Here is a 24,434-nt window from a genome sequence, read left to right on the forward strand (position 1 = left end):
TTCTTGCGCGGCTTGAATTGCTGCTCGTCGGCCGCAGGCTGGCCGCCCTGGTCGGCGGGTGCCGCCTCGATCTGCTGTTGTTGGTCGCGCTTCTTGCGCGGCTTGAATTGCTGCTCGTCGGCCGCAGGCTGGCCGCCCTGGTCGGCGGGTGCCGCCTCGATCTGCTGCTGTTGGTCGCGCTTCTTGCGTGGCTTGAACTGCTGCTCGGCCGGTGCAGCTTCCCCGGACTGGGCGCCCTCCGTCTGCTGCTGCTCGTGCCGCTTCTTGCGCGGCTGTTGCTCGGATTCGGCGGGCGCGGCCTGTTCGGCCGGCGCCGATTCGCTTTGCTGCTGCTGCTCGCGCTTCTTTCTACGCGGCTGTTCGGCTCCGCCTTGCGCGCATTCTTCGGCCGACTGGCCTTCGGCGCAGGCGGCCTGAGCCAGCACGAGCGGCGCTCCGTGCAGGCCGCCGGAAGCGACACTCCCCTGAAGCGGGTACGCGCCCAACGGCGCGGATGCCATAAGCAGGCCGATTGCCGTGCCCGCCAGAATCCGTGGTTGGCGTTTCATATCGATTTCTCCTAATGGGGTCCCATCCCTGCCCAAACTTTCATCAACCATAATTGGTTCCGTCAGGCATTGGCGCCAACCAAGGATGCCTGGCCGGCCTTTTGAAGGCAATTTCGTGTTTTTCTAATGTTGATACTGGGTCGCCGCCACACAGCGCTTGACCGGAAGACCGCGGAGGGCCAAATCCAGCCAAATGACCGCGCCATTCTGGAAAACCAAGACGCTTGATGCGATGACCCCGGCCGAATGGGAATCGCTTTGCGACGGCTGCGGCAAATGCTGCCTGTCCAAGCTCGAGGATGAGGATACGGGCGAGATCTTCTGGACAAGCGTGGGCTGCAGGCTGTTCGACGCCGAGAACTGCCGCTGCTCCGACTATGCAAACCGCCTGGCGCGGGTGCCCGATTGCGTCGGCCTGACGCCACAGAATGTGCGCACCATCACCTGGCTGCCAAAAACCTGTGCCTACCGGCTTATTGCCGAGGGCCATGATCTCTACTGGTGGCACAGACTTGTTTCGGGAAGCGCTGAGACCGTGCACGAGGCCGGCATCTCGATCCGGGGTCGGGTGAAGGCCAAGGAAACCGATCTGGCCGACCCGGACGATTATTTTGATTATATATTGGACGACGAACCTTAGCAGTTCGCGTCTGGACGACGAACCCTGACGGGTTCGCCTCTAGATGACGAACGCTGACGAGGCGCTTTTGACGAGGAACGACGAAACCTGCGGGTTCGCGTTTAGAAACCTGAGGGGCCTCGCTTTTACGCACTTACGAGCGACGAACCCTGGCGGGTTCGCGCCTAAGGGGTTCGCGATTTTGGCACGAGCGACGAACCCTGGCGGGTTGGCGCTTATATGAACCGGACATGAATGGCCGGTTCGCGGAAGGTTCAGACGCAAAAGGGCATCTTCCAGTCATCGGTTCTACGGGCGACAGCCCACAATAAGGAGAGAAGACGATGTTCAACACGATCAGGACGGCAGCCCTTTCGGCCCTTGTCGGGCTTGGCACTTTGACCGCCATTCCGGCGCATGCGGACAGCCTCTATCTCGGTTTCGGGGACAGGCACGACCCGCGTTTCGGCATCTACACCGGCGACGATGACGGTTATCGCCGCGACTGGCGCCGCGACCGCGACTGGCGCGGCTGTTCGCCGGACCGCGCCCTCGACAAGGCCGAGCGCATGGGTCTGCACCGCGCCCGCATCGTCGACATCAGCCGCCGTACCGTGAAGGTGGCAGGTCGCCAGTATGGCGACCGTGTCGTGGTGGTGTTCGCCAACGAGCGCGGCTGCCCGATCATCTACCGCTGAGGCTGAAAGGGCGATCCCGTTCGAGGATCGCTTATGCGGACGATCCTCTGCGAGAATCGCCTATGAGTAGCTGAGCCCCTCAAGATGAGGCGCGGCTCGAAAACGCCCCGCAGGATGATCCTGCGGGGCGTTTTGCTAGAGCGTTTCACCGTTTCACGGAAACGGCGAACCGCTCTATCTCTTTGTTTTGACGCAATTCCGGACGGAAAACCGCTCACACTTTTCCTGGAATTGCTCTAACGGCATGTCCGCGGCTGGGACGGATGTCACCTCAGCTCGAAGGTGACCGTGACCTGGACGTTGTAGGAATTCTCGCCGGCCTGCACGGGGACGGCCGAACGGGCCGCATCGAACGACTTGGCCGCCATCGGCATCGGCACCGGCGCGACATTCTGGTCGGCGATCTCGAGCACCTTGCCCAGACTGACGCCCGCCGCTTCGGCGAGGGTCTTTGCCTTGGCCATCGCGTCGGCGACGGCCTTCTTGCGCGCCTCGGTGATCGTGGCCTTCGGATTATCGTTGGTAAAAGCAATGCCGCCGCCCTGGTTGACGCCGAGCGACACCGCCTTGTCCAGAATCTCGCCGGTCTTGTCGACGTCGCGCACGCGCACCGACAGCGTGTTGGTCACCTGATAGGCGACGAGCTCGGCTTCCTGGCTGCCGTCGGCCTTGTTGGTGTAGTTGTAGCGCGGGTTGATCTGGATGCCGGCGGTCTGCAGGTCGCGTTCTGCAATGCCAGCGGATTTCATCGCCGCGATCACCGCCGCCATGGCGTCGTTGTTGGCGTCGAGCGCTTCGCGCGCGCTCTTGGCCTCGCGCATCACGCTGAGCGAAAGGATCGCCATGTCCGGCGCCACGGTCGCTTCGCCTTCGCCGGACACGATGATGCGTGGCGGAGGCTGGATGTCGGCGGCGCTCGCCAGCGCCGGGAACGCGACCGCGGCAGCGAGCGCGATGGGCAAAAGTTGTCTGGTCATGAAACTCCTCGAAGTCTGCGGTCCGCCTCCCCCGTGCCGCATCTGCCTCGACCCGCAAAGGGCGCCGATTCCTGCAGTGCGGTGCAAGGGCTGGACCTTTCTCGCGCCATATGGGCGCAGGCCGCTCTACGGCGCGAATATGGGCTGATTTTGGCGTTTTGCGCCAGAGCTTTCGAAAGCCTTGTGCGACGACAAGAAAAACACTAAGCCAGCCCGCGTGGGGCCTGTAGCTCAATGGTTAGAGCCGGCGGCTCATAACCGCTTGGTTGGGGGTTCGAGTCCCTCCGGGCCCACCATTGTCGTTATTTATCAATGCTTTAGAGGGTGGTTCGCCACGAGGTTCGCCAACAGGTTCGCCAAGCATCGGCTTGCGCGTCACGAGCCGTACGACTCGATCCATCCCTTGGACCGCTAGCCGTACTTGCGATGCCTCGCGCGAATAGAGCTCGGCGTGATCGATGTCGTCGTGACCGAGCACATCCATGAGCTGCCTGGTCGAAGCCTCTGCCTCGGCCAGATAGACGCCAAGCGACTTCCTTAGTCCATGCAGGGTCAGCCCCTTCGGCAGGCCGGCAAGCTTGCACCAATGCGCCATCATTCCAGTCAGGGACTTGGCGGAGAACGGCTCTCCATAGCCGTTGACCAACACGGTCTCGCCGCGCCTGTCGGCCGCATCCAAAATCTCGGAGAGCATTGGTGTGATCGGCACGAAAAGCCGCTTGCCGCCAGTTCGTCCCCTGTTCTTGGCCTGAACGATATCAAACCCGTCGAAGTGACGCTCGACGCCATCGATGAACACACGGCGGGTGACCCTTTGGTCCCAACGCAGGCCCGCCACGTCGCCGCGGCGATTGCCCAGCCAAAGCGCCAAACCGTAGCAAGTGCGTGCCGCGGTGCCGAGCTGCCAACGGTTTTCGAATTGCGCCATCGCTTCGCGCGACCAGGCTTTCCAACCGGCATAGGCAGGGCGCCACTCGACCGCTGCTGTGGGGTCTATTTCGATCCAGTCTTGCCGCAGCGCGACATAGACCAGCTTGCGTATGCCCACCAGCAGATGCTTGGCCTTATGGGGCGTGGCGATGAAGCGGCCAAGAAGCTCTTCAATATGGATACGTCGAAGGTTCTTTACCGCTACGTCCCGCCAGACGAGCGGGTGATCTGCGACCACCCGGAGTTCAAGGAACTCTTCAATCAGCTGCGTGTTCTTGCGCTTGCTGGCTTCGTCAAGCGCCAGCCACTTGACTGAGATCTTCAACCGTTGAAAGGCAGCTCCGAATGTGCCGGGCAGGGCGGCTCCAGGCATACGGACCACAGCAGCCTTTGGGACTTTCCGGCCCTCTACCGCTGCTTGGTAGGCCTCCTTGAATCCCGGCTGATTGGGGGCCGGCAGACTAACCACACGCTCCTTCGTCCGATAGCGCCACCGCAGTTTTCCATGGCGATCGGTGTAGGAGGAGAGGCCGGGATATTTGTCGGTCATGGCAGAATGAATCTATTCCCTGCGATGATTCCCTTGCAACAGGAAGTCGACGATATTCTCATCATCGTCTCCAGGTAGTTCGGCAAACGCCGCTTCGAGTTTCAAGCGATCCCAAATCACGCGGCCGTCAACCTTCTTCGGCCTCGGCATGCGGTGGTCAGCGACCATTTGATCGAATTTGGTCACGCCCACGCCAACGTACCGGGCGGCTTCTTCACGCGACAGACCCCGAGGACGATAGGAGAAGGAGTCGCTTTTCATGACCATGCCCACCTGCGGTCCCCGCGACTTTGCGGGTGGATTTCTGTGTAGCGATTGGGATCTAGATCGTGACGGCAACCACCGGAAGAGACGTGGGACGGACTGTGCGGTGAATTACTGTCGAGGCGTATGAACGGGATCGTTTGGCCGTCCGCAATGTAACCTCGAGGAGTCGAGTCGAAGGTCCGCTACCACTATCCCGCCGACGGGAGAAGCAGCAGCAGGCCGTTCAGCGGCGCTATGGACGTGACGAGCCGCATAGCACCGCTCGGTATCACGTTGTTGTAGCCGAGGAAGGCGTAAGCCTCTGCCGCACGTTAAAACAATCTATGCTCGACGGAAAAGCTTTTCCGTTGAAATCACCGACAGCAAGGGTCTGGTCCGCAAGGTGAAATATTGCGCATACATCCCACTCTCCAGAAGGTGAAGTCCAACCAGCCGCAGATGACGAACAGCAGCACGGGATAAGATCCAGCCGACCTGCGCGCCAATCTGTCGAGACGTTGGATTGCCTCGTAGTGCAAGGAAGAGCGACCGCGCCACGCACGCCTTCAGCCGGCGACGTCAGGTCAATATTTTGCTCAAGACACCGATCTGCTGGGTTCATGGTGCAGCCCTCTACCACCACTCCGGAAAGCTCGTACGAACCGCCGTTGCCAACGGCACGATCTCAGCATCGGGGACGCAACAGTATGGCCACAAAAGGCGCGGGCCGATGTTGCCCCAGCCGCCGGCCGCAGCCATTGCCTTGTCCAGCGCGGCGTCGCTGACCTGACAACGCTCGCGGAGCGGCAATACGTGATCGGCCAGGAATGCCCCTATGCGCGCCTGCATCTCGATAGCATCCGGTGCGCCGCTCAATATCTGCTGCCACCACGACAATGCACCCTTTGGACTGAGACAGGCGACATTGGAATAGCTGCCGTGGGCGCCTTGAGCGTAACCAGTCGCCAGCGTATGCCCGGGCACGAATACCGAGAACCCCGGCAGCAGCTTTCGCATCTCATCGAACCAGTTCTCGTCGCCTCCCGGTAGCTTGGCGCCGATCAATGTCGGCGCTGCCTCACGGAGGCGCGCTATAGCCTGCAGCGTAAGCCGTCGTTTCGCATGCGGCGGGTTGTAGAGGACAAGGGGGAGGCTTGGCGCCGTCTCGGCGAGGCCCTTCGCGAAACGCCAAATCTCACCGTCGCTCGGCGGCCACCAGTCGGGCAGGGTGAACTGGATGGCTGAAGGCGACAACTCCACAACACGCCGCAGACGCTCGCGCGCTACGCGCGCGTTCGACTGGCTAATGCCAATCTGGAAAAGAACACCGGCACGATCTGCCTCCTCCGCGACCAACGCGCTCAATCTGTCGAACTCGTCCTCGGTCTGAGAGTGGAACTCGCATGCCGTGCCGTTCGAATAGATGCCGTCGACGCCGGAGGCGCACAGGCTGGCAACGGTTTCGCGCGTCGCGCTCCAGTCGATCTCACCATCCTCGCCGACAGCAAGTAGGACGGCGCCCCAGATGCCTCGCGGCGCGTTGGCGGGCAGGGCGGCGAGATGGTCAGGCAAGTTCTTCCTCCCTGCGGCTTTTGTTCGATCGGTATGCAGCCTCGATAATGGCGATGATCTTGCGGCCATAGTCGCCGATCGCGGTGACCGGCGCATCGTTAAGGATCGCGTCGCGCAAATGCGTCCATTCGCGGATAACGGCATTGTGCATCCAGTTTGGCTCGAATGAGTTCGGCAGATCGGTCAATCGGGTGCCGCGACCGAGCGACGTGCCCCGGTCCATGTCGATCCGCAGCGTGCCGTGCTCGCAGACCAAATCCATTGCGAAGCTGGCGACGCCGTCGCGGTAGCCGACGCTTTGGACCTGGCCGATGCCACCGCCTGCGAAGCGGAGGCTGAGCATCGAGGCGTCGTCCGCCTCCTGGTCATGGAATTTGGCGCCGAGCATGGCGCCGACCGAGACGACGTCGTCATCCATCAGCCAGACCAGCCGGTCGAGCGCATGAATCCCCGCGGTCATGAGCATGCCGCCGCCGGTTCCATAGCCGAGATGCCAATCCCGCCGGTTCTGCTCCATCCACAACTTGATCATCCAGCTTGAAGCGATCAGCGGGCGGCCGAGCGACCCCTCGGCGAGCGCCTCCTTTGCCGCCATGCAAGGGCGTGAGAAATGCATCAGATGGCCGACCATCAACTTGACGCCATTCGCAGCGGCCACGGCATTGATCGCGTCGCAGGCGGCGGCGGTCAGAGCCATCGGCTTCTCCAGCAGGATGTGCTTTCCGGCCTGTGCCGCGCCGATCGCCATCTCCGTGTGCAGATGGTGCGGCGTGGCGATGAGAACGGCATCGACATCCCTGTCTTCGACGAGGGCGCGCCAGTCCCTGTAGCCGCGGCCACCGTGCTCGGCGGTGAAGGCGCTAAGCGCGGGCTCGTCATTGCGGCATGCCGCGACAAGGCGGACGCCATCTACCTTTTCGATCGCATGCGCGTGCGCGGCGCCAAAATGCCCGGCGCCGATAATCCCAACTCCAATCATTCTCGTGCCTTCCGGTAAGCGGTATCGATGAGCGACATTGCCGCGACGTAGTCATTGAGAGAGATCGTCGCCGGCTCGTTTCGCGCCAGCCGGTCGAAAGTGTCGCGCATGCAAAGGCGGTAGCGCGTCGCCGGTGGTTCCGGCGTGAGCTCTGTGCCTGCTCCATCATCCAGGCTGGCCGAGATAGCTTTGTCGCCGTGATCGATCAAAGTCGCGTTGGCGCTGACGATGCGCCATTCGAAATCACCGCCGGGGCGCATGGATGCAAAGGTATAGCCCGCCTCGACGGTGAACATCGCACCGGTCTCGTCCTCAACCATCAGCAGCGCATAGTCTTCGACAGGTGAATTGTGGATGCGGTTGCCCACGTATGCCGTTGTCAGCCTGAGGCGGCCGGCAGCGAGGTCGAGCGCGGCGTCGATGCCGTGGATGCCCAGATTGCGCAACGCGCCGCCACCGCCGATTTCTGGGTCGGCCATCCAGGCTACCCCATCTTGCGCATAGCGTTCGGGCGGGCCGTTGACGATCCTGAAATGGCCATGCGCAACGGTCCCGGCACGGCCTTGCTGCTGCAGCTTGCGGAACGCGGTGACCGCTGGTCCGAAGCGGTTGGGGAACGGCACGCTCACGAAGGCACTTCGACGCCGGCTCAGCTCGAGCAGTTCCGACAAAATCTCAGTGTTGCTTGCCGCCGGCTTCTCAAGGATCAAGGGAATGCCTGCATCAATAATCCGGCGCGCCCGCTCCGGCACACTGCGGGGATGTCCCATCAGAAGAATGACGTCGGCTCCGGCCGCGAGCACATCGTCGAAGCGATCGATTGAGCACAGCGAATTCGACCGCGCAAACATCTCTGCGTGTTGTTGATTCTCGTCCCAAACACCGATGATTTCGCCGCCGGCGGCGCGGGCAGCGTCCAGGTGCATTCCGGCGTGCCAGTGGCTCGAACCGGCAAGAATGATCTTCATGTGCAGGCGCTTTCCTTTGCTGCTTGCAGGATATCCTACAAGTCGCTATCAGTACAGGCCGACAATGCTCATTTCGTGGAAGCATGCGGAAATGGCCAAGGAGGAAGAAGCAAACGTGCAGGCGATGAAGTCGCTCGAGCCACTCAATCGCCCACCCTTGCTGCATGTCACGGTGCAGGAGAGCCTCAGGAACTACATAGAGGCGAACAAGCTCAAGGCCGGGGACGCGCTGCCCCCGGAAACATTCCTTGCCCAGCAGCTCGGTGTCGGACGCAACTCAGTTCGTGAGGCCATCAAGGCGCTGGAGTCGATCGGCATCTTGGAGACGCGCCGGGGCATCGGCGTCTTCGTCAAGGAGTTCTCTTTCAAGCCGCTGCTCGACAATCTCGCTTATGGCTTGCAGGACTCGTTGCGCGACGTCGAGGAGCTCCGCGAAATGCGCCGCGTGCTTGAGACGGGGCTCATCGGCAAGACGGTCGAGATGATAAGCGCCGAGGACATCGAGGCTTTGCGCGGCTTGACCGAGGAAATGCGCCGGCGCGCAGAGCGAAACGAAAGCTTCGCCGCCGAGGACCAGCAGTTCCACCAGCTGCTGTTCCGTTGCCAGAACAACCGCATGCTGAGCGCGCTGATCGACATCTTCTGGATCGCGTTCAACAAGGCATCGAACTTCGCGAACCTGGACAATCCGACGCCACTCGCCACGTGGCGGGACCATCACGAGATCGTTGAGGCCGTGGCGGCCAAGGATATCGAGCGAGCGCGCCAGCGCCTCGACGATCACTATCGGGGAATCCAGCAAGTCATAGCCAAAAACCGAAACACGTGAAAATGCCAAGGGAGGAAATCATGGGCATAAGGAACACTGCGTGTCGTCTGGCCCTTGCCGGCCTGCTGATCGCCGGCACCGCGTTTGCCACAGTCGCTGAGGCGCAGTCCGGCAAGACCATCGCCGGCGGCTTCGATGTCGGTCCGGGCGGCCTGCCCAAGAATTTCAACCCGCTCGTGTCGACCGCCGGCTTCACTTGGCTCAGCACCTATTTCGAGCCGCTGGTCGTCTGGAACGCCGAGCTGACCGAGCTGAAAGGCAGTCTTGCCAAGGACTGGAAGGTCAGCGACGACGAGCTGACCTATACATTTAACCTTGCTAAGGAGACCTGGCACGACGGCAAGCCCTTCTCCTCCAAGGACGTGAAGTTCACATTCGATCTTGCGAGGAACAAGGCGTCGGGCAGCCTCTTTGCTGCCCGCCTGGGCGACATCCAGTCGGTCGAGACGCCGGACGACCGCACGGTGGTGATCAAGCTGTCGAAGCCCAATGGCTCCTTCCTCGCCGTCATCACCCAGGTGCTGATCCTGCCCGAGCACGCACTTGCCGGCATCGCGCCCGAACAGCTGGCCAACAGCAAATGGTGGTCGACGACGCCGGTCGGAACCGGTCCGTTCAAATTCAAGCAATACGTGACGGACCAATATGTCGAGCTCTCCGCGGATGACGACTACCGCGGCGGCAAGCCCAAGGTCGACACGCTCATCAACCGCTATTTCGAGAACCCGGCGGCGGCCGTCGCCGCGCTTCGTGCCGGCGAAATCCAGTTCACCTATGTCGAGCCGGACGACGCCGCCACATTCAAGAACGACAGCAACTACACGCTGATCGAAGGTGGCTCCTACGTGGTCAACTACATCGGCCTCAACCAGAAGGTGGACCTTTTCAAGGACCTGAAGGTGCGCCAGGCAATCATGTATGCGATCGACCGAAACGCGATCGTCAAGAGCCTCTATGGCGGTGCCGCCAAGGTCGCGAACTGCGGCTACGTCGCGCCGCATCTGGTGCCTGAAGGGCTGGAGCCCTACGCCTACGATCCGCAAAAGGCCAAGACACTGCTCGCCGAGGCCGGCTGGGACAAGATCAACGGCGACAAGCCGATCACCCTGCTGACCTATTACGGCTCGCCGCAGGCCGCCAACGTCATGGCCGCCATCCAGTCGATGCTTGGCCAGGTCGGCGTCAACATCGTGCCGCGTGTCGTCGATACGCCAACCTATAACGGCATCGTCTACAAGCAAGGCACGCCGGACTGGAACGCGTTTCCGATGATCTATGCCGGCCTGCAGAACGGTCCGAATCCGGCGGGGCTCAATCCTGGCCTCAACAAGTCGCAGCTCCCCCCGGCGGGCTTCAACACCATGCGCATCGAGTTCGACGACCTGAGCGCAGCGTTTGATGCCGCTCTCGGGCAGACCGATCCCGCAAAGGTCAACGCTTCCTGGCAGGATGTCTGCAAGGCGATGAACAAGGACCTGCCCTGGGCGACCTTGTGGGTAGCAAATCGCTACGGCGTCGCTTCCAAGAAGTTGAAGGATTTCGTGTGGACGCCGGCTCCGGCGGGCGGCCCCTATGCGGCCCATCCCGAACTCTGGGACATCCAGTGAAATAGATAACTTCGCCATCCAGGCCGGCATCACCATGGTGCCGGCCTGGTCAGCCGCCAGACGTGAAAGCCATGCTGAGCTTCATCGCCCGCCGCAGCGCCGCAGGATTGTTGATGGTGCTCGCATTGAGCGTCCTGATCTTCCTCCTGCTGCGGCTCGCGCCCGGCGATCCGATCGACGCCTATATCAATCCGTCGGTGCCACTGTCGCCGCAAGACCTGGAGGCACTGCGCCTGCGCCTCGGCCTCGATCAGCCGCTGCCGATCCAGTATCTCGGCTGGCTTCGCGCCGCCCTGTCGGGAGATTTCGGCTATTCGATCCAGCGGAGCGGCGACGCGGTGCTTCCGCTGGTGCTGGAACGCGTCGGCCCGACTGCGCTTCTCATGGGGACCGGCCTCGCGATAGCGGTTGTCGTCGGAATCGCCGGCGGCATCGTCAGCGCTGTTCGACGCAACGCATGGCCCGACATTTCCCTTTCGGTGCTGTCGTTTGTCGGCATTTCCAGTCCGGCGTTCCTGACCGCGTTGCTGGGCCTGTATTTCTTCTCGGTTCTGCTGCGCTGGGCTCCATCCGGCGGCATGCAGACGCCCGGAACGCCATTCTCGGTCTTTGACGTGCTTACACATCTCACCCTTCCCGCCTGTCTGCTGTCGATCGGCCATGCGGCCATGATCATGCGGTACATGCGTTCCTCGCTGCTCGAGGTTCTCGGTCAGGACTATGTGCGCACTGCGCGGGCCAAGGGCGTGCGCGAGTTCTGGGTGATCATGAAACATGCCACGCGCAACGCGCTGCTTCCCGTGATCACCTTGATCGGCTCGACCATCGGCATCGCGGTGGGCGGAGCGATCTTTCTCGAGAGCGTCTTCAACTGGCCGGGCATGGGGCTTTTGCTCGTGAACGCCGTCGGCACCCGCGACTATCCGGTCATCATGGGCGCGACCCTGGTGGTCGGCGCCTGCGTCATCCTCGTCAATCTTCTCACCGACATCGCCTATGCGTTTGTCGACCCGCGCATTCGGGTGTCGTGATGGCCCTAACGATAAGCATGGGACAGGGAGTGCCACGGACAAAGGGTCCACTGCGCCGGGCATTTGGCCGCTTCATCGCAAACCGCGCCGCACGCGCCGGTCTCATCATCCTGATCCCCATCCTGCTTACCGTCTCGACCTATCACCTGTGGTGGCCAATCGGGCCGAATGCAATCGATCTCAGGGCAATGAACAAAGGGCCGTCGGTGGCGCATTGGCTGGGCAGCGACGGCGTCGGCCGTGATGTCATGGCGCGTGTCCTTGAGGGCGGTCGCATCTCCCTGATCGTTGCCGTGGGTTCGGTCGCAATCTCGACAGTCATCGGCTTTCTGGTCGGTGCGATCGCCAGTTTCGGCGGCCGCGTGGTCGACAGCACCGTCATGCGCCTCGTCGATCTCGCAATGACCTTGCCGCCGGTGATCTTTCTTCTGGTGCTCGCCTCGATCGCCGGGACGGGGATCATGCCGACCATCCTCGTCATCTCGCTGCTGTCCTGGCCGGTGCTCTCGCGCATGGTCCGCGCACGCCTCATGGAACTGCGCGAACGCGATTTCGTCGTTGCGGCGCGCGGGATGGGTGCGCGCATGCCGCACCTCCTGTTACGCCATGGTTTGCCGAACTCAATCGACATACTGGTCGTCTACGCTACCTTGCAGATCGCCAATGCGATCCTGCTGGAGGCAGGCCTCTCCTTTCTTGGGCTCGGCATACCGCCGCCCGAGGCCAGCTGGGGCAACATGCTCAACCTTGCCCGTTCGACAATCGTGCTGGAGCAGTATCCCTGGCAATGGATGTTTCCCGGCGCGGCCCTCGTGCTCACCGTTCTGGCCATCAACTTCATCGGTGACGGCCTGCGCGACGCCTTCGACCCCAGATCCGATCTCAACTGACCAAAAGGTTCAAAATGCCTCTCTTCACCGGCGTCGTGCCACCCGTCGTCACCCCGCTCAATCCCGATTTCAGCGTCGACTTCCCGTCCTTCACGCGGAGTGTCAAAAATCTCCTGGACGGTGGCGTGCACGGCCTGTTCGTGCTCGGCTCGACCAGCGAGGTCGTGTTCCACGATGAAACCGCCCGCCAGACGATCGTCGAGCATGCGGTCAAGGTCAACAACGGGCGAGTGCCTCTCTTCGTCGGCGTCATCGACCCGACAACAGATCGCGTCATCAAGCATTCCCGGATTGCCAAGGCGGCTGGTGCCGATGCCATCGTCGTCACCGCGCCGTTCTACACACGGACCAGCCAGCCCGAAATCATCGATCACTTCCGCTACATCAGGGATGCGGTCGATATCCCGATCATCGCCTATGACATTCCGGTCTGCGTCCACGTAAAACTGGAGCGCAAGACGACCGTGACCATGGCCAGGGAGGGGATCGTGGCCGGACTTAAGGACTCCAGCGGCGACGACGGCAATCTTCGCTACGTGCTGCAGGATATGGCCAGCGACCGCGGCTTCTTCGGCATGACCGGGTCGGAGATCATGGTCGACACCGCGCTGTCGATGGGCGCTCATGGTGTCGTTCCGGGGCTCGCCAATGTCGACCCGCGTGGCTACGTCAAGCTCTGGAATCTCTACAGGCGGGTGACCACAAGGCTGCTCGGGCCGAACAGGAGCGCCTCTTGAAGCTGTTCGAGATCGTGACGATCTCGCTTGGCCGTACAAGCGCCGGCTCGGCCGGCGTCGGCGCCTTCAAGTCGGCGATGCGCAGCCTGGGGATCATCGCCTCGCACACGATGGCGCGCCCGCAGCGCACGTTGAACGACGAGGAGGCGGCGAAGATCGACACCATCCTGCGCGACGTTGGATTGCTTGGCTGAAGCCGTGGGCGCGCCTACCCTCGACGTCTCCGGCCTGCGCGCCGCGTTCCGCATCGCGGGGCGCGAGATTGCTGCAATCCAGGACATCGGCCTGACGATCGCGCCGGGCGAAACCGTCGCTCTCGTCGGCGAGTCGGGATCCGGCAAGTCGGTGACGAGCCTGTCGATCATGGGCTTGCTGCCGCGACGCGTCGGCAGGATCGTCGAGGGATCGATTAGGCTCAGGCGCAAGGACGGCACCGAAGCTGAGCTGACCACCCTCGATGCCGAAGGGTTGCGGCGCATCAGGGGGAATGACATCGGCATGGTGTTTCAGGAGCCGATGACCAGCCTTAATCCGGTCTTCACGGTCGGCGAGCAGATCGCGGAGCCGATCCGCATCCATCTCGGCAAATCGCGACGCGAGGCCGCGCTGGATGCAGTGCGGCTGCTGGTGCAGGTTGGCATTCCGGATCCCGAACGACGGGCGCTCCAATACCCGCACGAGTTGTCGGGCGGCATGCGCCAGCGCGTGACGATCGCCATGGCGCTTGCCTGCGACCCGACGCTGCTCATTGCCGACGAGCCGACGACGGCGCTCGACGTGACCATCCAGGCACAGATCCTGGAGCTTCTGGAAAAACTGCAGGCCGAGCGCGGCATGAGCATTCTTTTCGTCACCCACAATCTCGGCGTCGTGGCCGAGATCGCCGACCGGGTCGCCGTCATGTATGCGGGACGCATCGTCGAATCCGGACCGGTGGCGCAGGTGTTTTCCCATCCGCGTCACCCCTACACGGTTGGCCTCATGCGCTCCGCGCCGCGCCTCGGCGAGGCGACCGCGCTGAAGGCCGCCGGCACACCGCTGCCCACCATCGCCGGCAATGTTCCCTCGCTGGCCATGCTGCCAAAGGGGTGTGCCTTCGCGCCACGCTGCAGCATGGCGATCGATGCCTGCCGGACCGCCGTGCCGCAACTTTATCAGGTGTCGCCGAGCCAGAAGAGCCGGTGTCTCAGATGGGAGGAACTCTAGCGATGCCGGCCCCCTATCTTTCTGTCCGCAACCTGACCAAGCACTTCGCGCCTCAAGCCTTTTCCCGTGGTCCGGTGGTCAAGGCACTTCAGGATGTTTCTTTCGACATCGTGCGTGGCGAAGTCGTCGGGCTCGTCGGCGAATCCGGCTCGGGCAAGACCACGATCGGACGCTCGGTGCTCCGGCTCATCGAGCCGACTTCAGGCGAGATCAGATTCGAGGGGATCGACATCACCAAGCTCGGCGCGACCGAGCTGCGCCGGCAGCGGCGCAAGATGCAGTATATCTTCCAGGATCCCTTCGTCAGCCTCTCGCCGCGCATGACGATCGGACAGATCCTGACCGAAGGCCTGGATATCCAGTGCATCGGCAGTAAGGCCGAGCGCCGCGCGCGAGCGAAGGAGGCTCTCCTCGCGGTCGAGCTGTCTGCAGACGCGTTCGACCGCTATGCGCACGAATTCTCCGGCGGTCAGCGGCAGCGCATCGGCATTGCGCGCGCTCTCACGCTGGAGCCTGAATTCATCGTCGCTGACGAGCCGGTATCCGCGCTCGACGTCTCGATCCAGGCGCAAGTCATCAATCTCCTGCACGACCTCAAGCTTCGCCTTGGTCTGACGATGCTGTTCATCTCGCATGACCTCGCGGTCGTCGAATATATCTGCGACATGGTCGTGGTGCTCTATCTGGGGCGGATCATGGAAGTGGCCCCCGCCGCGGAGCTTTATGCGAGCCCGCGACATCCCTACACCCGGGCTTTGCTCTCCGCGATCCCTTCGCTCGACACCGCCGTCAAGCGGCGGCGACAAGTTCTCAACGGCGACATACCAAGCCAGGCAAATCCGCCGTCGGGCTGCGTTTTCCGGACGCGCTGTCCGTACGCCGTCGAAGCTTGCGCTGAGGTGGCGCCTGCCTTGACAGAGGTCGCTCCCCGGCACCGGAAGGCCTGCATCCGCGACGACATCGAGTGAAGCGAATTGTTGATGTCCGCTGCGCATGCCCGCAACAAAGATCCGGTGATGATCGAGTATCTGGAGAGGCCGCCGAACCGGGCGCGGCTATGTGGTCCGAGCTTCAGCGTCTTTTTCTACGCTGTGCTCAGTTCAAAAACTTGTTCTTATTCACATCGACGACCGCGTCCAAGCCGATGTCGAGGATCGGCGCGCTATGCGTGATCCAGCCAACGGAAATCAGGTCGATCCCGGTTGCGGCGATTGCGGGTGCAGTCTGCGCGGTTATCTGGCCAGACGCTTCGGTAATGACGCGCCCACCCACCATCGCTACCGCGTGAATCAGTTGCTCGACGGACATGTTGTCCAGCAGCACCGCGTCGACTCCCGTCGCTAGTGCGACATCGAGCTGTTCAAGCGTGTCGACCTCGACTTCGATCTTCACCATGTGGCCTGCAGCTGCCCGCGCCCGCTCGATGGCCGTGCGAATATCGCCGGCAATTGCAATATGGTTGTCTTTGATGAGCATGGCGTCGTCGAGGCCGAAGCGGTGATTGGCCCCACCGCCGGCTCGCACGGCATATTTTTCTAGGGCGCGCAGGCCAGGTGTTGTCTTTCGCGTGCAGACGATTCGAGCCTTATGGCCGCGAACGGCCTCGACGAGCGCTGCTGTTGCCGTCGCAATGCCACTGAGGCGGCACAGGAAGTTGAGCGCCGTGCGCTCGGCGGCGAGCAGGGCGCGTGCCGGCCCGCTCACGCTGGCGATGGTTTCACCCGCCGCGATTTCGCTGCCGTCAGGGCGCTGTATCTGCAGGTCGATCGTCGATTCGATGAGCAGGAAGGCGTAGGCTGCCAAATCGAGACCGGCAATCACGCCGGCCTGCCGCGCGGTAAGCGCAAACGTAGCGGTGCTGTCATAAGGGATAACTGCATCGCTTGTCAGATCGCCGCCTCTGCCTAGGTCCTCCAGCAGCGCACTGCGCACAATCGGTTCGATAACGATCGAGGGTAGAGGCAATGGTGACGTCATTGTTAAGCGATCCTTGCTGGGGCTGGGTTGCTAAGGGCGACTGACACCTTGAAGGCCTCGTCGAGCGTCAACGGCAGCGATCGTGGCCGTGCACCGCGCTGCGGGAAATCGCTCCGAAAGTGCGAGCCCCGGCTTCCCTCGCGGCGAAGGGCGGCGATCGTGATCATCAGCGCGACAAGCGCGGGATCGGACGCCGCTTCGCCTGCGTTGGCAATCGGCGCCAGGGCTCTCGCAGCATTACGCAGCGCTTCGCCGTCGCGTTCGATGCCGAGCGCGCGTGAGACAACCGGGCGGATGCGCGAGGCATCAGCTCGCGGCGGCACGATCGCGGGCTTCAGCCGCCTGGGCATGCCCGGAGAGGCGGCGGCGACGCTTGCCGCGACCCAGGCGGCGGACACTACGGCTTCGATGAGCGAATTGCTGGCAAGGCGATTGGCGCCGTGCAGCCCGGTCCGGGCAACCTCGCCACAGGCCCACAGGCCGGCAACCGTGCTGCGGCCCTCGGCATCCACGACCACGCCGCCCATATGATAATGCGCGGCGGGACGCACGGGGATCGGCTGCAAGGCGGGATCGATTCCGGCCTCGCGGCAGAGCGATGCGATCGCCGGAAAGCGTTCGGCGAATCTCGGTCCGAGACACTGCTGCGCATCGAGGAACACGCGATGTCCGGCGCGAAGCTCGCGCCAAACGCCTCGCGCCACGACATCGCGCGACGCGAGCTCGCCGCCTGGTGTGTCGCCAAGAAAGCGCCGGCCGTGCTCGTCGACGAGCACCGCGCCTTCGCCACTCACCGCTTCGCTGACCAACGGCATCGGACGCCGCGGGCCGTCGAGCGCGGTCGGATGGAACTGCACGAACTCGAGATCGGCGAGCTCCGCGCCGGCACGCGCGGCCAGCGCCAGGCCCTGGCCGAACGAACCGAGCGGGTTCGTCGTGTGGTCGAACAACCCGCCAACGCCGCCGGTCGCGAGCACCACGCGGCCCGTGGGAAGCGAGACGGCGTCGCCGTCTCCAACCACGAGCACGCCCGTGATTTGGCCGTCCTCGATGAACAGGCGCCGGGCTTCGACGCCTTCGAGGATCGTTATCGAAGGTGTGCGCCGCACAGCGACTGCGAGCGCACGCACCAGTTCCCGGCCGGTGGCGTCGCCGCCGGCATGAACGATCCGCCGGCGCGAATGCGCGGCTTCGAGCCCGAGCAGCAACGAGTCGTCCGGCCCGCGGTCAAAGCCAACGCCCAACCGCTCGATGAATTCGATCGCTTGAGAAGCCGCTTCGACGACGCGCCTCGCGGCCTTCTCGTCGCAAAGCCCATCCCCGGCTGCGAGCGTGTCGGCAAGATGAAGGTCTGGATTGTCGTCGCCGCCGAGGCTTGCCGCCAGCCCGCCCTGGGCAAGCACGCTGGAGGTTTCATCGCCCAAAGAGGCCTTGGAGATGATGACGACCGGCTCCGGTGCGAGATGAAGCGCTGTCATCAGTCCCGCAGTGCCGCCGCCAATAACGACTGGTCGACCATGGAGGTCGAGCACGCTCATATTGTCAGCATTCGCTCGACCGCCCAGCGCGCCCGCTCGGCGACACGCGGATCGATAGTCACGACGTGGCGGTTCTCCTCGAGCGCGGCTCGCCGTCGACCTTAATAAAGAGAACATTCCTGGTCCGCTCGGCGGTCACTGGGGCGATACCAGCGTGCGGGGACATGTGATCCGGGGCACCGGCGTCATCAACAACGAACTCTATACCGGTGTGCTGGTTTGGAACCGCCTGCACTTCATCAAGGATCCCGCCACCGGCAAGCGCGTCTCCCGGGCCAATCCGGCCGCCAAATGGATCCGCACCGAGGTGCCGCATCTCAGGATCGTCGATGACGAATTGTGGCAGGCCGTGAAGGAGAGACAGAAATCCATCGCCAGCCAGTTCGAGGCGGTGACCATCGCCACGCGCAAGGCCCGTGCCAGGAAGTTGCATACCATGAAGCGGCCGGTTTCCCTTCTTTCCGGCTTGCTCATCTGCGGCTGCTGCGGCGGGCGCTACGGCCTGTTCACACGCGAGCGCTATGCCTGCCTCAATCACCAGCGCCGTGGCATCTGCGACAACGGCCGCACTATCGCGCGCGAGAAGATCGAGCAGCGCGTCCTCGCTGGGCTGAAGGAGAGGCTCGTCTCGGCCGATGCCGTGGCCGAGGCAATCAGAGCCTATGCGCAGGAGACCAACCGCCTCAACCAGGAGCGTCGCGCACAAGGCGAACAGGACCGCAAGGCGCTCGACAAGATCGAGCGCGTCATTGCCGGCATTATGGCCGCGATCGAGGATGGCCTTTACCAACCTTCAATGAAAGCGAGAATGGAAGACCTGGAGAGGCAGAAGGCGGAGATCGCCGCGCGTCTAGCACTGGCGCCGACTGGCGTGCCCGACCTGCATCCCAGCATCGCCACTCTTTACGCCAGGCGGGTCGAGCAACTCACGCAAACGCTCGCTGACCATGAGGGCGGGCGTCCAGCCGCCGAGGCGCTGCGCTCGTTGATCGGAGAGATCGTGCTCACGCCCGGCGACAAGCGCGGCCAGGTTCATGCCGAGGTGCGTGGCGAGTTGTTCGGCATTCTCGAATTCGCCAAACCTGACCAAAGTCAGAAGCCTGACGGTGTTATGACAAAAGGGGTTGCGGGTCCCCGCAACCAATTTTATCGTAAATCTATAACCGTCCCGGTCTGACCGGGGCGGTTTTTGCGTTCCGGGGACCGTCGCCTAGGGCGTCTGACGCTTGGAAGCTTTTCGAGCCTTAGGTCGCATCTTCGCCGGGAGCCGTTCAGGCCAACGGTCGACCCGAACGCCTCAGCGACATCATGCCCTCAATCCTGTCCCTCAACTGACGCAAAAACAGAGTGGGGCTAATCTCACAAATTGGTTGTGTTCGGTGCTGGCCACCAGTTACTAAAGTTGTGCGGTGCTTTGAAAACTAGGTCAGTCTTCCCTATTGCAGCCGTGCTGGGTGAATAGGCTGTCTTACGTTCGCTGAAACGGAGCAAACGGGCATGGGCATTCTGGACTTCATCTCCAAACAATTTATCGACGTCATCCAGTGGACCGCAGACGAGCCGGGCGTATTGGCCTATCGTTTTCCAATGTCCGGCATGGAAATACAGAACCGTGCCCAGCTCGTTGTGCGAGAAACGCAGAAGGCGGCCTTCTTCAATGAAGGTAAGATAGCCGACATCTTCGGGCCGGGCACCTATACACTGACCACCCAGACACTTCCGGTCCTGACCTATCTCAAGAACTGGGACAAGTTCTTCGAGTCGCCTTTCAAGTCGGACGTGTATTTCTTCGATACCAGGGACCAGATCGACCGCAAATGGGGCACCACCCAGCCCCTGACCATCCGCGACAAGGAATACGGGCCAATCCGTATCCGCGCCTTTGGCAACTATTCCTATGCCATTGGCGATGTAGAGCTGTTCTGGTCCCGCCTTGCCGGTACGGCCGAGCGCTCCACGTCCGAAATGATCGAAGGGCAGTTGCGCGGCATCATCCTCACCGCCATCGCCACGGCTCTCGGCCAGAGCAGCGTCGGTTTCATCGACATGGCCGCCAATCAGGAAGCCTTCTCGAAGCAACTCGAGGAGGCGATCGAGCCGGTGCTCCGGGCCTACGGCATCGACGTCAAAAGCTTCTACGTGCAGAGCCTATCGCTGCCTGAGGAACTGCAACGTATCCTCGACAAGGTAAGTTCGATGAACATCCTGGGCGATCTCAATCGCTACGCCCAGTTCCAGACCGCCGAATCGATACCGATTGCCGCCGAGAATCCCGGCGGCCTGGCTGGTGCGGGAGCGGGTCTGGGGGCCGGGCTTGCGATCGGCCAGGCGATGGCCCAGGGTCTTGGCAATGCCGCCGCTGGCACATCGCAGAGTCCATCTTCGGCCCAACCGGCTGAAGATCCGATCCAGCTTCTGGAAAAGCTTGGCGACCTGCTGGCCAAGGGAATTCTGACGCAGCAGGAATTCGACGCCAAGAAGGCCGAACTGCTGTCACGGATCAAGTGAGCCCTCGGGGGGTTGAGTTTTTGAAGCTTGCAGTGCTGGGATTCCCGGCGCGGCCAATCGCTAAACTCAGGGTCTTCATGCGCAAGTTCCACTGCCCGTCCTGCGGAGCGGATGTCGTCTTCCGATCGGCGCAATCGGTTTATGCCGTCTGCGCCTATTGCCAGTCGATGGTGGTGCGCACTGATGTCGACGTGAGGTCGATCGGGGTGATGGCCGCGCTGCCTGACGACATGAGCCCGCTGCAGATCGGCAGCGGTGGATATTTCGAGGAGCAGCCCTTCGCGCTCATCGGGCGGCTGAAGATCGGCTGGCGCGACGGGTTGTGGAACGAGTGGCACCTTTTGATGGCAGATGGCCGGCGCGGCTGGATCGGCGAAGCGCAAGGATCCTTCTCCATAAGCTTCGAACTGCAAAGTGCCTTGCCCCGGGACGTCGAGGTAACGCTCAATCACTGCCACGCGTTGCTGACGGGCGGCAAGCCAGCCACCGAGGCTAGGCCCGGCTTCATGGTCCAACTCGGCGGCGCTACGCTGCGCGCGGTCGATATCAAGCTCGCGACCTGTCTGGGATCGGAGGGCGAACTGCCCTTCACCGCGCCCAAGGGCCGGCGGACGGTTGCAATTGACTGCATCGGCAAGGATGGCGAGTTCGCCACGCTGGATCATGATGGCCACGAGGCCCGCGCTTATGTCGGCCGCTATGTGGAATGGGATGCCTTCCGTTTCACCAATCTGCGACCGTTAGAGGGATGGTGATGGAAGGCCAGCCCTCCCTCCCGCTGTCCGCTCAGCCGGTTCCGCCGCGTCCACTCGGCCGGCCGCGCACCTTCGCCTGTCCGAACTGCGGCGGCCCGGTCACCCTGCGCGCGGTCGGCCAATCGGTCACCGCCACCTGCAGCCAGTGCTCGTCTCTAATCGATGTGGCCGACGAGAACCTGAGCATCATCCAGACGGCACAGTCGGCGATGCAAGTCGCCGAGATCCCAATCGGTGCGCGGGGGCGGCTCAAAGACGTCGAGTGGGAAGTGGTCGGCTATATGCGACGCTGCGACGGCCCGGGCGATTTCCAGTGGACCGAGTACCTGCTGTTCAATCCCTACCAAGGCTACCGCTTCCTTGCCGAGGAATATGGCCACTGGACCTTAGTCAAAATGCTCAACCGCGATGTGCCGGGTGCGGGCAACCAGGGCTGGATCGACGCGAATGGGCGCAGCTACCAGTTCTTCAGCAAAGGCTTCGCGCTTACCACTTATGTGGCCGGGGAATTCTTCTGGCGCGCATCGACCTCGGATGTCACCGCCGCGACCGATTACATCGCGCCGCCCTACCGGTTGATGGTGGAGAAAAACGACGAGGAGATCATCGTCTCCGAAGGCGAGTATATCGACGCGCGCCTCATCGGCGCCGCCTTCAATGTGTCCATGCGCGCGCCCTCGTCCGTCGGAGCGAGCCAGGTCAATCCGCACAAACCCTCACTGACGGTCACTGTCCTGGCGCTGATCGCGGCCACCATGTTGCAGTTCACCTTGCTGGCGATCTCGGCGAACGCGCTCGTCAACTCGCAGACCTACAATTTGACGGCGGCCGACAAGGACAAAACCCTGTCATCCGGAACGTTTCGGTTGAACAGGAGCGGCAACATCGAGATCGAGACCAACTCCTATCTCAACAATGACTGGCTCGAGCTCGACATGTCGCTCGTCAATGTCGAAACCAACGAGAGCTATCCGGTTTTTCAATCGATAGAGCACTATAGCGGGACCGATTCCGACGGCGCCTGGGAGGAAGGCGGCAATAGCGCTTCGACGCTGCTGCCGCCGGTGCCGCCCGGCACCTACAAATTGCTGATCGACCCCGACGCCGGACTGTTCGCCACATCGTCGGCATTGCCGCTGTCGTCGGCGCCCTTGCCAGCGCAGCCCGTTAACATCAGCATCTTCTACGATGTACCTGTCTGGTCGAATTATCTGATCGCCGTTGCGCTGTTGCTGGCCGTACCGGGCATCAGCTTGGTCCGGCGCATGCTGTTCGAGAAGTCGCGTTGGGAAAAGGGTGGCGTGGCCGAGTAATGCAAAGGGGAAACACATGAGCAAGCTGCAGATGATCTACGCCGCGCTGGTCGTGCTCGGCATGTCCACCGCCAATTTCAGCGGCTATGCGCTGACCGCGATGTTCAACGGCAAGCAGACCGCCAACCGTGGCGTCAACGAATATCACAAATAGGGGGCTTCGATGAATGTGATTGGCCTGATCGATTTGAAACTCGTCGTTGCCTCTTTGGTCTATTCAGGCCTGGGCCTCGTCGTCTTCGTCATTGCCTTCGTGCTGCTTGATCTGCTCACCCCGAAGGTGCACGTCTGGAAAGAAATCTGCGAGAAGCAGAACATGGCGCTGGCGATCTTCCTGGGGGCCGTAGCGATCGGCATCGCCATCATTATCGCCTCGGCCATTCACGGCTGACGGACGATCCTGGGCGAGTTGGCGTAAGGCGCTTTCGTGGAAATCCTGCTTCTCTTTTCGGCCTTCGTCATCGCGACCTGCGGGCTTGTCTACGAATTGATCGCCGGCACGCTGGCGAGCTACCTGCTCGGCGATTCCGTCACGCAGTTCTCCACCATCATCGGCGCCTATCTGTTTGCGATGGGTGTAGGGTCATGGCTCTCGCGCTACATCGAACGCAACCTGCTGGCTTATTTTGTCCGCATCGAATTGATGGTCGGGGCGATTGGCGGTTCCTCCGCTGCCGCGCTCTTCATACTGTTCGATCAGGTCGCCTCCTTCCGCCTCTGGCTTTATTTCCTGGTCGGCGTGATCGGCATTCTGGTCGGCGTCGAAATTCCCCTGCTTCTGCGCATTCTGGAAGGGCGGCTTGCCTTCAAGGATCTGGTCTCCAAGGTCTTCACCTTCGACTATATCGGCGCGCTCTTCGCCTCGCTGCTTTTCCCGCTGGTGCTGGTGCCGCATCTCGGCCTGATCCGCTCCGCCTTTCTGTTCGGCATCCTCAACACTATGGTGGCGATCTGGATGCTGTATGCCCTCAAGGCCGAGATGATACCGCGGCGGAACGCGCATAAGGCGGCAGGCTTCATCCTCCTGGCCCTACTGGCGGCCGGCTTCGTCTGGTCGGAACGCATCCAGTCGATCTCGGAGGCAGCCATTTATCCGGGCACGGTGATCTTCGCCGAGTCCACGCCCTACCAGCGCATCGTGGTCACTCGCCAGCAGCACGATATCCGACTCTTCCTCAACTCGAACCTGCAATTCTCGTTGCTGGACGAATATCGCTACCATGAAGCGCTGGTGCATCCGGTGATGAGCGCGCTGAATGCGCCGCGCAAGGTGCTGATCATCGGCGGCGGCGACGGGCTGGCGCTGCGCGAAGTGTTGAAATATCCGGCCGTCGAAGCCGTGACCATGGTCGATCTCGACCCCGCCATGACGCGCCTATTTTCCAGCAACGAGATGATGAAGGCGTTGAATGGCGGCTCCTTGTTGTCGCCCAAACTGACGCTCATCAACGCCGACGCCTTTCTCTGGCTGCGGGAGCAGAAACCAGCCGATCAGCGTTTTGATGCCGTGATAATCGACCTGCCGGATCCTTCCAATTTCTCGATCGGCAAGCTCTACTCGCTCACGTTCTATCGCCAGCTGAAATCGGCACTGAACGATGACGGCATCGTCGTCATCCAGAGCACCTCGCCGCTCATCGCGCGCAAATCCTTCTGGTGCGTCGACAACACGCTTGCCGCGGCTGGCTACCAGACCGCCGCCTATCATCTGTTCGTGCCGTCCTTCGGCGAGTGGGGCTTCATCATCGGCTCGTTTTCGCCTTACAGGGTGCCGGACCATCTGCCTGAAGGCTTGCGCTTCCTCGACCTGCCGACCATGCAGGCGATGTTCCAATTTCCACCCGACATGGCGCATGTCGCCACAGCCATACAGCGCCTCGATGACCAGCCCCTCGTGCGCTATTTCGATGAGGAGTGGGGCGATTACCTCATTTACTAACAGCCGGCGCACGGGGG

The 24,434-nt window shown here is 62.3% G+C and carries 22 protein-coding genes, 1 tRNA gene and 3 pseudogenes; 17 read left to right on the plus strand and 9 right to left on the minus strand.

Going from position 1 to position 24,434, the window contains the following annotated elements; translation table 11 throughout:
- A pseudogene (locus LB523_RS00005) lies at positions 1–548 on the minus strand (flagellar motor protein MotB); the annotation flags it as partial.
- A gap of 193 nt (positions 549–741) precedes the next feature.
- Here LB523_RS00005 and LB523_RS00010 point away from each other — a divergent pair.
- Together LB523_RS00010 and LB523_RS00015 are read left to right on the plus strand one after the other, a co-directional pair.
- On the plus strand, positions 742–1,188 hold the full coding sequence (locus LB523_RS00010) for a YcgN family cysteine cluster protein (protein ID WP_224600462.1): 447 nt from the start codon (positions 742–744) through the stop codon (positions 1,186–1,188).
- A 323-nt stretch (positions 1,189–1,511) separates the two neighbouring features.
- Positions 1,512–1,865, plus strand: a complete 354-nt coding sequence (locus LB523_RS00015; RefSeq protein WP_095766645.1) for a hypothetical protein — start codon at positions 1,512–1,514, stop codon at positions 1,863–1,865.
- A 266-nt stretch (positions 1,866–2,131) separates the two neighbouring features.
- On the opposite strand, the gene LB523_RS00020 is transcribed toward LB523_RS00015, so the two are convergent.
- A complete protein-coding gene (locus tag LB523_RS00020; RefSeq protein WP_095766646.1) occupies positions 2,132–2,842 on the minus strand; it encodes an SIMPL domain-containing protein in 711 nt (236 codons plus the stop codon).
- A gap of 220 nt (positions 2,843–3,062) precedes the next feature.
- Between LB523_RS00020 and LB523_RS00025 the strand changes: the two genes are divergently transcribed.
- Positions 3,063–3,138 (plus strand) — tRNA-Ile (locus tag LB523_RS00025).
- Between the two features lie 191 nt (positions 3,139–3,329).
- On the opposite strand, the pseudogene LB523_RS29355 reads toward LB523_RS00025, so the two are convergent.
- From LB523_RS29355 to LB523_RS00050, 5 genes and pseudogenes are all read right to left on the minus strand, one after another.
- Positions 3,330–4,322: pseudogene (locus LB523_RS29355) on the minus strand (tyrosine-type recombinase/integrase); the annotation flags it as partial.
- Positions 4,323–4,334: 12 nt separating this feature from the next.
- Positions 4,335–4,589 (minus strand): hypothetical protein, encoded by a 255-nt coding sequence (locus tag LB523_RS00035; RefSeq protein ID WP_224600463.1) that lies wholly within the window; start codon positions 4,587–4,589, stop codon positions 4,335–4,337.
- Between the two features lie 612 nt (positions 4,590–5,201).
- Entirely contained in the window at positions 5,202–6,140 is a 939-nt protein-coding gene (locus LB523_RS00040; RefSeq protein ID WP_224600464.1) for a dihydrodipicolinate synthase family protein, read from the minus strand.
- A complete protein-coding gene (locus tag LB523_RS00045) occupies positions 6,133–7,119 on the minus strand; it encodes a Gfo/Idh/MocA family protein (protein ID WP_224600465.1) in 987 nt (328 codons plus the stop codon). The genes LB523_RS00040 and LB523_RS00045 overlap by 8 nt, the downstream gene beginning before the upstream one ends.
- A complete protein-coding gene (locus tag LB523_RS00050; protein WP_224600466.1) occupies positions 7,116–8,087 on the minus strand; it encodes a Gfo/Idh/MocA family protein in 972 nt (323 codons plus the stop codon). The genes LB523_RS00045 and LB523_RS00050 overlap by 4 nt, the downstream gene beginning before the upstream one ends.
- 91 nt (positions 8,088–8,178) lie before the next feature.
- Here LB523_RS00050 and LB523_RS00055 point away from each other — a divergent pair, with 91 nt between their 5' ends.
- The 7 genes and pseudogenes from LB523_RS00055 (at position 8,179) to LB523_RS00085 (ending at position 15,355) form a co-directional block, all read left to right on the plus strand.
- On the plus strand, positions 8,179–8,916 hold the full coding sequence (locus tag LB523_RS00055; protein ID WP_224600467.1) for a FadR/GntR family transcriptional regulator: 738 nt from the start codon (positions 8,179–8,181) through the stop codon (positions 8,914–8,916).
- A gap of 20 nt (positions 8,917–8,936) precedes the next feature.
- Entirely contained in the window at positions 8,937–10,523 is a 1,587-nt protein-coding gene (locus tag LB523_RS00060) for an ABC transporter substrate-binding protein (RefSeq protein WP_224600468.1), read from the plus strand.
- A gap of 71 nt (positions 10,524–10,594) precedes the next feature.
- Positions 10,595–11,554 carry an ABC transporter permease gene (locus tag LB523_RS00065; RefSeq protein WP_224600469.1) on the plus strand — a complete coding sequence of 320 codons (960 nt, stop codon included), beginning with the start codon at positions 10,595–10,597 and terminating at the stop codon, positions 11,552–11,554.
- A 17-nt stretch (positions 11,555–11,571) separates the two neighbouring features.
- Positions 11,572–12,444 (plus strand): ABC transporter permease, encoded by an 873-nt coding sequence (locus LB523_RS00070; protein WP_224600979.1) that lies wholly within the window; start codon positions 11,572–11,574, stop codon positions 12,442–12,444.
- 14 nt (positions 12,445–12,458) lie between these two features.
- Positions 12,459–13,375: pseudogene (locus LB523_RS00075) on the plus strand (dihydrodipicolinate synthase family protein).
- Between the two features lie 4 nt (positions 13,376–13,379).
- On the plus strand, positions 13,380–14,387 hold the full coding sequence (locus LB523_RS00080) for an ABC transporter ATP-binding protein (RefSeq protein ID WP_224600470.1): 1,008 nt from the start codon (positions 13,380–13,382) through the stop codon (positions 14,385–14,387).
- Between the two features lie 2 nt (positions 14,388–14,389).
- Entirely contained in the window at positions 14,390–15,355 is a 966-nt protein-coding gene (locus LB523_RS00085; protein WP_224600980.1) for an ABC transporter ATP-binding protein, read from the plus strand.
- A 127-nt stretch (positions 15,356–15,482) separates the two neighbouring features.
- Here the strand turns inward: LB523_RS00085 and nadC are convergent, their stop codons facing one another.
- Together nadC and LB523_RS00095 are read right to left on the minus strand one after the other, a co-directional pair.
- Complete coding sequence (gene nadC, locus LB523_RS00090; RefSeq protein WP_224600471.1) at positions 15,483–16,364, minus strand: carboxylating nicotinate-nucleotide diphosphorylase; 882 nt, start codon at positions 16,362–16,364, stop codon at positions 15,483–15,485.
- 2 nt (positions 16,365–16,366) lie between these two features.
- Complete coding sequence (locus LB523_RS00095; protein ID WP_224600472.1) at positions 16,367–17,902, minus strand: L-aspartate oxidase; 1,536 nt, start codon at positions 17,900–17,902, stop codon at positions 16,367–16,369.
- Positions 17,903–18,017: 115 nt separating this feature from the next.
- On the opposite strand from LB523_RS00095, the gene LB523_RS00100 reads away from it, so the two are divergent.
- The 7 genes from LB523_RS00100 to LB523_RS00130 all read left to right on the plus strand — a co-directional run bounded on the left by LB523_RS00100 (position 18,018) and on the right by LB523_RS00130 (position 24,417).
- Entirely contained in the window at positions 18,018–19,079 is a 1,062-nt protein-coding gene (locus LB523_RS00100) for a recombinase family protein (RefSeq protein ID WP_224600981.1), read from the plus strand.
- Between the two features lie 320 nt (positions 19,080–19,399).
- Positions 19,400–20,410: an SPFH domain-containing protein gene (locus LB523_RS00105; protein WP_224600473.1), complete on the plus strand. Its 1,011-nt coding sequence runs from the start codon at positions 19,400–19,402 to the stop codon at positions 20,408–20,410.
- Between the two features lie 209 nt (positions 20,411–20,619).
- Positions 20,620–21,165, plus strand: a complete 546-nt coding sequence (locus LB523_RS00110) for a DUF4178 domain-containing protein (RefSeq protein ID WP_224600474.1) — start codon at positions 20,620–20,622, stop codon at positions 21,163–21,165.
- Positions 21,165–22,478 (plus strand): DUF4178 domain-containing protein, encoded by a 1,314-nt coding sequence (locus LB523_RS00115; RefSeq protein WP_224600475.1) that lies wholly within the window; start codon positions 21,165–21,167, stop codon positions 22,476–22,478. Before LB523_RS00110 ends, LB523_RS00115 begins: the two co-directional genes overlap by 1 nt.
- 16 nt (positions 22,479–22,494) lie before the next feature.
- A complete protein-coding gene (locus LB523_RS00120; RefSeq protein WP_224600476.1) occupies positions 22,495–22,632 on the plus strand; it encodes a hypothetical protein in 138 nt (45 codons plus the stop codon).
- 9 nt (positions 22,633–22,641) lie between these two features.
- Positions 22,642–22,869: a DUF350 domain-containing protein gene (locus tag LB523_RS00125; protein ID WP_224600477.1), complete on the plus strand. Its 228-nt coding sequence runs from the start codon at positions 22,642–22,644 to the stop codon at positions 22,867–22,869.
- A 36-nt stretch (positions 22,870–22,905) separates the two neighbouring features.
- Positions 22,906–24,417 carry a polyamine aminopropyltransferase gene (locus LB523_RS00130; protein ID WP_224600478.1) on the plus strand — a complete coding sequence of 504 codons (1,512 nt, stop codon included), beginning with the start codon at positions 22,906–22,908 and terminating at the stop codon, positions 24,415–24,417.
- Positions 24,418–24,434 lie beyond the last annotated feature (17 nt).

Origin of the sequence: Mesorhizobium sp. ESP-6-4 (assembly GCF_020164735.1) — a bacterium.
Lineage (GTDB): Bacteria > Pseudomonadota > Alphaproteobacteria > Rhizobiales > Rhizobiaceae > Mesorhizobium.